Source organism: Barnesiella sp. CU968 (assembly GCF_905219685.1).
GTDB lineage: Bacteria > Bacteroidota > Bacteroidia > Bacteroidales > Muribaculaceae > Lepagella > Lepagella muris_A.
In genome coordinates this window covers 1-9,249 of the sequence record NZ_CAJMXD010000086.1, presented here as the reverse complement: position 1 = coordinate 9,249, position 9,249 = coordinate 1, and the positions used below count along the sequence as shown (strand labels likewise).

The 9,249-nt window shown below is 47.9% G+C and carries 6 protein-coding genes; all 6 read left to right on the top strand.

Annotated elements, in window-relative coordinates; genetic code table 11:
- Positions 1–32: 32 nt before the first annotated feature.
- Entirely contained in the window at positions 33–1,949 is a 1,917-nt protein-coding gene (locus JX312_RS05130) for a glycosyltransferase (RefSeq protein ID WP_204457267.1), read from the top strand.
- 2 nt (positions 1,950–1,951) lie between these two features.
- Complete coding sequence (locus JX312_RS05125) at positions 1,952–3,469, top strand: NAD(P)/FAD-dependent oxidoreductase (RefSeq protein ID WP_123403013.1); 1,518 nt, start codon at positions 1,952–1,954, stop codon at positions 3,467–3,469.
- Positions 3,432–4,349 (top strand): alpha/beta hydrolase, encoded by a 918-nt coding sequence (locus JX312_RS05120; RefSeq protein WP_239653810.1) that lies wholly within the window; start codon positions 3,432–3,434, stop codon positions 4,347–4,349. Before JX312_RS05125 ends, JX312_RS05120 begins: the two co-directional genes overlap by 38 nt.
- Positions 4,350–4,354: 5 nt before the next feature.
- Positions 4,355–5,665, top strand: a complete 1,311-nt coding sequence (locus JX312_RS05115) for a phenylacetate--CoA ligase family protein (protein WP_123403401.1) — start codon at positions 4,355–4,357, stop codon at positions 5,663–5,665.
- Positions 5,649–8,498, top strand: a complete 2,850-nt coding sequence (locus tag JX312_RS05110; protein WP_204457266.1) for an MMPL family transporter — start codon at positions 5,649–5,651, stop codon at positions 8,496–8,498. The genes JX312_RS05115 and JX312_RS05110 overlap by 17 nt, the downstream gene beginning before the upstream one ends.
- Positions 8,499–8,625: 127 nt before the next feature.
- A partial coding sequence (locus JX312_RS05105) for a GSCFA domain-containing protein (RefSeq protein ID WP_204457265.1) occupies positions 8,626–9,249 on the top strand: 624 nt, incomplete at its 3' end.

Here is a 9,249-nt window from a genome sequence, read left to right as displayed (position 1 = left end):
TTCTCAACACTTTCCCTAATATACCGCTGTAAATGAATCCTCCCGACAGAAACACACTGATTGAGACAATGCGCAGACATAAAATCTGCGTGCTTGTACCGACATACAACAATGGCGGTACAATCCGCGATGTGATTGCCGGAATACTGGATTTCTGCGCGGATGTCATAGTGGTCAACGACGGGAGCACCGATGAAACGGAGTGTATTCTTGAATCTTTCAATGATTCGGTGAACATAATCACACATTCTGAAAACAAAGGCAAAGGACACGCGCTCAGGTCAGGGTTCATGGAAGCGGCGAGACTTGGATACGAATATGCGATAACCATTGATTCCGACGGGCAACATTATCCGGAGGATATCCCCTCTTTCGTCAGGACAATAGTCGAAAACCCGGGAGCTTTGATCATCGGGGAGCGGGATCTATCTAATGCAGACATAAACGGAAAGAGTTCTTTTGCCAACAAATTTTCCAACTTCTGGTTCCATCTGCAGACAGGACGCAGACTTAAAGACACACAGACCGGCTTCAGGGCCTATCCCCTCCGTAAACTTCACGGCATGTCACTCCTCACAAGCAGATATGAGGCGGAACTGGAACTTCTGGTATTCGCGTCATGGCATGGCACAAAGATTATCCCGATACCGATCGCGGTCTACTACCCCCCCCAATCCGAAAGGGTGTCGCATTTCAGACCTGCGCTTGATTTTACGCGCATAAGCATACTGAACACCATTCTTTGCTTCGCAGCAATATTATACGGAATCCCGGCACGCATATACAATTCATTCACGCAACACCGGATTTTCAATAAAGAGTTCAGACTGTTCACACGCAAACGAGGCGAAAAGCTCGATGCAGCCGTCACCCTCTGCAGAATTTTCAGATCAATCTACGGATTCTCCTTCTTCACGTTTATGGCGACTGCGGTCTTCTCCCCTTTCGCATCCATATATTTCCTTAAAGGGAAGAATTCCGACAGGAAAAAACTTCGTTTCCACAAAATGGTAAGATGGGGATGCGAACTTACAACCCGTAATTATCCCGGAGCCCGAACAACATATGAAAACCCGTCGAATGAGGATTTCAACCGACCGGCACTGGTCATATGCAACCATCAGTCTCATCTTGACCTGCCGCTGCTTATCGCCATGCATCCGAAACTTGTGTTTCTGACAAACGACTGGGTATGGAACAGTCCTGTTTTCGGCAATATCATACATCATGCGGATTTCCTACCCGTATCGGAAGGAATAGAAAATATAATGCCCAGGCTCAGAAAACTGAAAGAGAACGGCTACTCGATTGTGATTTTTCCCGAAGGAACACGTTCACCCGACAGCCGTGTGATGCGTTTCCATCAGGGTGCGTTCCTGCTGGCAAAAGAACTGGATCTTGACATTCTGCCCCTTGTCTTGCACGGGGCGGGACATTTCCTGCCTAAAGGAAGCTTTCTGTTCCGCAAAGGGAAACTTACGCTCCGGATAATGCAACGCACCGGAAACCGTGAACTTGAGGAACTCCCCTTCCGCAAACAAGCCTCTTATTTCCGCAGCCTGATAAAAAATGAATATGAACGGCTCGTACGCAAAAACGAAGATGCGGAATATTTCCGGAGTCTTGTGCTCTACAAATACGCCTACCGCGGATGGAGCATAGTCAGCAGATGCAAGAAAGAACTTAAGAAGGCATTTGACCATGCAGACATCATCAATTGCCGGAATTTCGGCAAAGTTCGCATCATCAACGGTGGAATCGGGGTTTTTCCCCTCCTTTACGCTTTAGTTAACAAAGACGCGGAAGTATTCTCCTATATTGAGGATGCCGAAGATTTCCGGATTGCCTCCGACACTCCTACACTCCCCTCCAACCTGCACTTCATTCATGCCGTCTGGAACAACGACTTCGGAAATGAGAAAGATTTTGACAAGACTATAACCCTCTGAATATGAAGGATAAGACAGACTGCATAATAATAGGAGGCGGCATCGGCGGACTTTTCTCCGGGGCTTTCCTTGCAAGAAACGGAATGAACGTGACCGTTCTTGAAAAGAACGCTATCATCGGGGGTGGTCTGCAATGCTTCCATCGCAAAGGAAAAATCTTCGAAACGGGGATGCACGTAATGGGTGGTTTCGGAGAAAACGGAAATCTCCATAAGATATGCAGATACCTCGGAATATACGATTCCCTTGATCTGCAGCATATCGACAGCGACTGCATCGACGAGATCCATTATAAGAAAACCGGCGATGTCTACCGCATTGCATCGGGAAAAGAGAATTTTATAAGATGCATGTCGGAATACTTCCCGGAAGAGACAGGTGGAATACGCGCATACGTGGAAGACATTTATGAACTGACGGAAGAAATACCTCTTTTCTATCTGAAGGAAGATAACGGAGATGTCAGGATTCATTCGGAGAAATTCACATGGTCAGCTGACAGTCTGATAAACTCGCATGTATCAGATCCGCGGCTCAGAGAGTTGCTGGCTTATCTCAATCCGTTATATGGAGGAGTCGAAGGGCATACACCCGCATATGTACACGCCCTGATACATGTACTCTACATCAATGGAGCGACCCGTTTCAAAGGTGGCAGCCAGCAGCTGGCGGATGCACTGAAAAGAGTCATCGAGAACGCAGGAGGCAATGTGCTTTCAAACAGAAACGTGACAAGAATCGATGTCTCCGACAAGATGATAACAGCTGTACACACATCGGACGGAGGTATATACAAAGCAGTCAATTACATCTCAGCGATTCATCCGGTCGCTTTGTTGAGACTTTTGCCGGAAGGCGCGTTTCAGCGAGTGTTCGCAAGACGTCTGAACGAGATTCCCGATTCTTATTCAGCATTTTCTATTTATATCGACCTCAAACCGGACAGATTCCCCTATATCGACCATACCTGCTATTATATGGAAGACTACGGTAATATGTGGAATCAGGATAATTTCGATCCGTGCGACTGGCCCAAGTGCTTTATGTACATGACGCCTCCGGATCCCGGGCAAGGCAAATTCGCAAACCGTCTTCTTGTGCACTGCATAATGAGTTATGAACTTGTCCGAAAATGGGAAAACACCACTGTCGGACACCGTGGCGAGGATTATGAGAATTGGAAAAATGAAAATGTCAGAAAGATTCTTGACAAACTACAGACAATCTTTCCCGATATTTACGACAGCATAGCCTGCATATATTCGGCAAGTCCGCTGACCATCCGTGATTATTACAACACCAGAGATGGCGCGATATTCGGTTACCGGAAAGATTGCCGGAACCTGATTTTCTCCCAGCTGCCAATACACTCCAAAGTCAGAAACCTATTTCTGACCGGTCAGAACATAAACCTGCACGGCATGTGCGGAGTGCCGTTGACCGCAATATACACTGCAGAAGCCATTTTAGGCAAAAACACAATTGTCAAAGGAATCAACGATGCCTGCAAGGATATTTAAAATACTCTTAACGCTGTTTTTCTCAGCCTCATGCCTCCTCTCTTTTGCCGGAGACAAATCAATCGACATATGGAAGGGAACCCGATGCAAAGAGCAAGTGACACTAACACCATACCTTGCACCGGGAAACAATAATACCGCATGCATAGTGTGCCCGGGAGGAAGCTATTTCTGGCTTGACCGTAAAACGGAAGGAACCGGTGTCGCGGAATGGCTCCGCAGCAACGGAATTTCCGCATTCGTGCTCGAATATCGCGTTGCAGGCATCAACGCATTTATCTGGCACGACAGATATGTACGCCGCGGACACCGTTATCCCGATATGCTGCAGGACGTGCAACGTAGCATCGAGCTGATTCGCGACAATGCCGGCAGATTCGGCATTGATCCCAATCGTCTTGGAGTGATGGGATTTTCCGCCGGAGGTCATCTTTCAGCCATGTCCGGAATATTCTTTGACACCAATTCCCTGAAAAGCCTCGGCATTACACCACGTGTCTCGCTTAAACCCGATTTCATCGCACCTATTTATCCGGTGGTATCGATGACTGACAAATCCACTCACAGACGTTCACGCCGGGGACTTCTGGGAGAAGGGAAAGCGATATCTGCTGAAATGAAAGACTCCCTTTCTCTTGAAAGACATGTGCGCCGGGATATGCCGCCGGTATATCTAATGAATTGCATCGACGACCCTGTCGTTGATTACCATAATTCCGTATTGTTTGATTCTGCCATGACCGCTGCCGGAGTAAGACACAGATATGTGCAGTTCAAGACCGGCGGACACGGTTTCGGGGCAAATCCTGAGAAAACGACTTCCGAGGCGATAAGCTGGAAAGAAGATTTCATCAACTGGTTAAGAATTCTGTTCAAATGAATATGATGAAAGAAGACATAGAGTTCCGCTCTCCCGCAGAAATAGAGGAATACCAGAACGGGAGACTACGCGAGGCATTGCGTTATCTCGCGGACAATTCACCTTTCTACCGGAGGGTATTCCGCGACAACGGAATCAACATCAATGATATCCGCACCACCGAAGATCTGGTAAAAATACCGTTTACCGAGAAAAAAGACCTTCAACTCCATAATGCGGATTTTCTTTGTGTGCCACCGGAAAAAATAATAGACTACATCACGACATCGGGAACCTTGGGAGACCCCGTTACTTTCGGATGCACCGACAAAGACCTTGACAGACTGGCATACAATGAAATGAAATCTTTTTCATGTGCCGGTGTCAAGCCGGGAAATATCGTGCAGCTGATGACGACACTTGACAAAAGATTCATGGCAGGACTTGCATATTTCCTTGGAATCCGCAAACTGGGTGCCAGCGTCATACGCGTTGGCAACGGCATGCCGGAATTGCAATGGGACACAATCAACCGGCTCAAACCGGACACCATAATGTGTGTGCCATCCTTCATATTGCGTCTTATAGAATACGCGGAAATGAACGGAATCGATTACCGGAACTCAAGCATACGACGGATCATCGGTATCGGTGAAGGTCTCAGAGAACAGGATTTCTCCCTCAACCTTCTCGGCAACCGCATAAAGGAGAAGTGGGATGTCGATCTGTTCGCTACATATTCCTCTACGGAGATGGGAGCCACATTCTCGGAATGTCCTTTCGGCTGCGGAGGTCATGTGCACCCCGAACTGATTATCGTGGAAATAATCGGCGACAACAATCTTCCGGTGAAAGACGGCGAAGTCGGGGAAGTGGTAATCACTACGCTCGGAGTCGAGGGAATGCCGCTGCTCCGGTTCCGCACCGGCGACATGAGCTCCAAGGTGACAGGGGAATGCCGCTGCGGACGAAACTCATACAGGCTTACTCCGCTTGTAGGACGAAAAAACAATATGATAAAGCTGAAGGGAACCACAATATATCCACCTGCAATCAATGACGTGCTCGACAATACACCTTACGTAATCAACTATGTGGTAGAGGTTCGCAATAGTTTTGCCGGCACCGACGAGGTTGTGGTGAAAGCCGGTGTGGCTTCAGCCCAACCTTTCGACATGATCAAGGACCTTAAGGACCGCTTCCGATCAAGAATCCGCGTCGCTCCCATCGTAGAGATCCTTTCCCCCGAAGACATCAGCAAAATCAACAACCCCGGCAGCAACCGCAAACCGGTCAAATTCATCGACAACAGAAAAACCTATGCTTCGCCTCTATGACCTTTTCAAGCGATATCCGCTGTTTGCGTGGGGACTGTTTCTGGTCTCCACGACAGCCCTTGTGCTGTCGTTTCTGAGACTCGGATATAAGGAGGATATATCCGATTTCCTTCCGCTTGATGAAAAGAACCATACAGCAATGTCGGTATATCAGGACATCTCCGGTGCTGACAAAATATATGCAGTCATCTCCACTCGCGACACTACGTATACAGATCCTCAGGAACTTGCGGACGGTGTCGAGGCTTTTGCAGCGAGCATCGAGCGGCTGGATTCTATCGGCTTTCTCAGCAGTGTGATCAAGGAAATTGACATGGAGAAAATGCTCGGAGTAACTGATTTCATTTATGAGAACATACCTTATTTCCTGACTGACAAGGATTATGCGAGAATAGACTCCCTTCTGTCCGATCCGGGATATATCGATCGGCAGATCCGAGAAGACAAGCAGATGCTGCTCTTCCCGTCATCGGGCATACTGGCAGGAAATATATCAAGGGATCCGCTCAATCTCTTTACCCCTGTGCCGGAAAGGTTGAAAAACGGCGGTATGTCGATAAATTTCGACACATACGACGGATATATTCTTTCTCCTGACGCGAAAAAAGCCATCGTAATTCTCGAATCCGCATTCGGAGCACACGAATCGGAACATAACGCCTCGCTTGCGGCTATGCTTGAAGACGCGGTGTCTATGACCGAAAAAGAGAACAGCAACCTCGACATACATGTCATAGGAGGACCTGTCATAGCTGCGGAAAACGCTCGCCGCATCAAAAGCGACAGCATCATTGCAATCAGCATCGCCGGCATACTTATATTGCTGCTCCTCATATACGTGTTCCGTAATCTGAGGAACATTCTGCTGATTCTCGTATCCATCGGCTGGGGATGGCTTTTTGCTATGGGCGCAATCGCACTCTTTTATGATTCCGTGTCAATTATCGTGATAGGAATCGCTTCGGTGATTCTCGGTATTGCGGTCAACTATCCGCTGCATCTCATAGATCATCTTAAAGACAGCACACAGCCAAGATCCGCGTTTAAGGAAATCATATCTCCTCTTGTGGTGGGGAACATAACGACTGTCGGCGCGTTCCTGTGTCTGGTACCTCTGAATGCGCCCGCGCTTCATGACCTGGGACTGTTCGCGTCTCTTCTGCTCGCCGGAACAATACTGTTCGTGCTCATATTCCTCCCTCACGCTGTGAAGACACGGAAAACGACAGACAGAACCACCGCCGATCCTCGTCTGATAACACGCCTTGCCGGCTTGTCTCTTGAAAACAATCGCCGGATAGTGTGGGGGGTACTTGTTCTCACCTTAGTATTTGGATTTTTCAGCCTGCGCACCGAATTCGATTCCGACATGCGAAACATCAACTATATGACTGATGAGCAAAAAGCCGATATGGAGTATTTCTCAAGTCTTGCAAATCAGAACGGCGATACGGAAAACCTTTATATCGTCAGCAGCGGCACAACATGGGACGAAGCCCTCTCTCAAAGCGGAATAATAAGCAGAGCCATTGACTCTCTTGTAAATTCAGGCATGGCTACGCGGTGCAATGAAGTCAACTCATTCCTGACATCCCGGGAAGAACAGGTCCGGCGTCTTGCCAGATGGAATGAGTTTGCCGGGAAATTCAGAGAGTCAGCCACAACACCGCTTACGGAGGCGGCACTGCGCCACGGTTTCAGCCCGGAAGCGTTCTCCCCTTTCAACGATGCGATTTCCGCTGACTATGCTCCGCAGGATTTCGAAAACTTCAAGGAATTATATTCCTCAGTATTTACGGGCAACATAAGTGAGGATCCTGAGTCGGGACGCAAATCCATCGTTCAGGTAATCGAAGTGCCTCTGTCATCTGCAGACGAGATTAAAGACACCCTGTCGGGTCATCGTGAATTCGGAGGGCTAGTGTTTGATGTAAGGAGCATGAACGGATCAATTGCCGACACGCTCTCCAATGATTTCAACTATATAGGGGTCGCATGCGGATTCATCGTGTTCATATTCCTATGGATTTCACTCGGGAGCATCGAACTTGCCATGATTTCATTCCTGCCTATGGCTTTCAGCTGGATATGGATTCTCGGAATCATGGGTATTCTGGGAATAAAATTCAACATCGTCAATGTAATTCTTGCAACTTTCATATTCGGTCAGGGTGACGACTACACCATCTTCATGACGGAAGGTCTCACATATGAATTCGCCTGTCGCCGCAAACTGCTGCAATCATACAAAAACAGCATCATCGTGTCTGCACTGATAATGTTCATCGGCATCGGCACTCTTCTGGTTGCAAAACACCCGGCAATGCGTTCGCTTGGCGAAGTGACGGTGGTGGGTATGGTTTCCGTAGTTCTCATGGCATATCTATTCCCGCCACTGCTTTTCAAATGGCTCACACGCCGCAGTGACGGTTCGATACGCCCCTATCCTGTCACACTTGGGAGTGTATTGACCGGAAGATACGATTTCAACCGCTCCGAAATCCGCCGAAAAAAGAACCAGACGGAACTCGCATACGCCATGGAATGCGTCATGGGAAGATATCTTTACAAGGGGAGAGAGATCGAGACCTCAGCCGAGAAAACCTTGAAAAAGATACGCTCCAGGACTGATATTCTGCTGGATTACGCAAATCCCGGGGATATATATCTTGACGACAAGAATGGGTATGGAGAGCTGGCTCTTCTATTGGCACGCTTGCACCCGGAACGCAAAGTCTTCATATATACCTCTTCCGGATATGCACAAGCAGTCATAGCTGCTTGTGCGGACGGATTCACCCCCAACCTGCACATCCTTGATCATAAACCATGACAAGACTACAACCGGCTTCGTCGGCTGCGCATCATAAGTTTCATTTGTATTTTCCTCAGATCTTGATTAAATTTGCAGAGAACTTGTCGAAGTCTTCATTTCGTCTAAACAACTCAAGCTACACTTTATGCAGACAATAAAATTCCGGACAGAATACACCCCCGTGCGTGAAAACTTCACGTTGAATCCAGAGAAGCCTGTTTTACTCATGGGGTCATGTTTTGCCGACAACATCTCGCAACGCATGCAATTCTGCCGATGGAATGCCTGCAACCCTTTCGGAGTACTGTTTAACCCACTGTCAATAGCAAGAGTGCTCCGGATGTCTTTATCGGGATTATATGCAGACATTCCGGACTCAATCTTCGGCAATGAAGGAATTTTTCATTCCTGGCTTTTCGATTCAAAAAAATCAGGCTCGTCAGCCGATGAGGTCCTTGACCGGATTGCAGAATCTTTCTCAACATTCGACAGCATCATAAAAGAGGCAGAGGCTCTTTTCATTACGTTCGGCACTTCGTGGTGCTATTTCCTTAACGAAGATGATTATGTGGTTGCCAACTGCCATAAACAGCCTCAGGCTCTTTTCACCCGAAGGCGCATCGGCATTGAAGAGATTGCCGACACATGGCTTCCACTGCTTGAGGAGCTGCATAACAGATACCCCCTGCTGAAAGTAATATTCACCGTGAGTCCGGTGCGACATCTGAAAGACGGTTTCGAGGGGAACGCCAGGTCAAGAGCTGTGCTC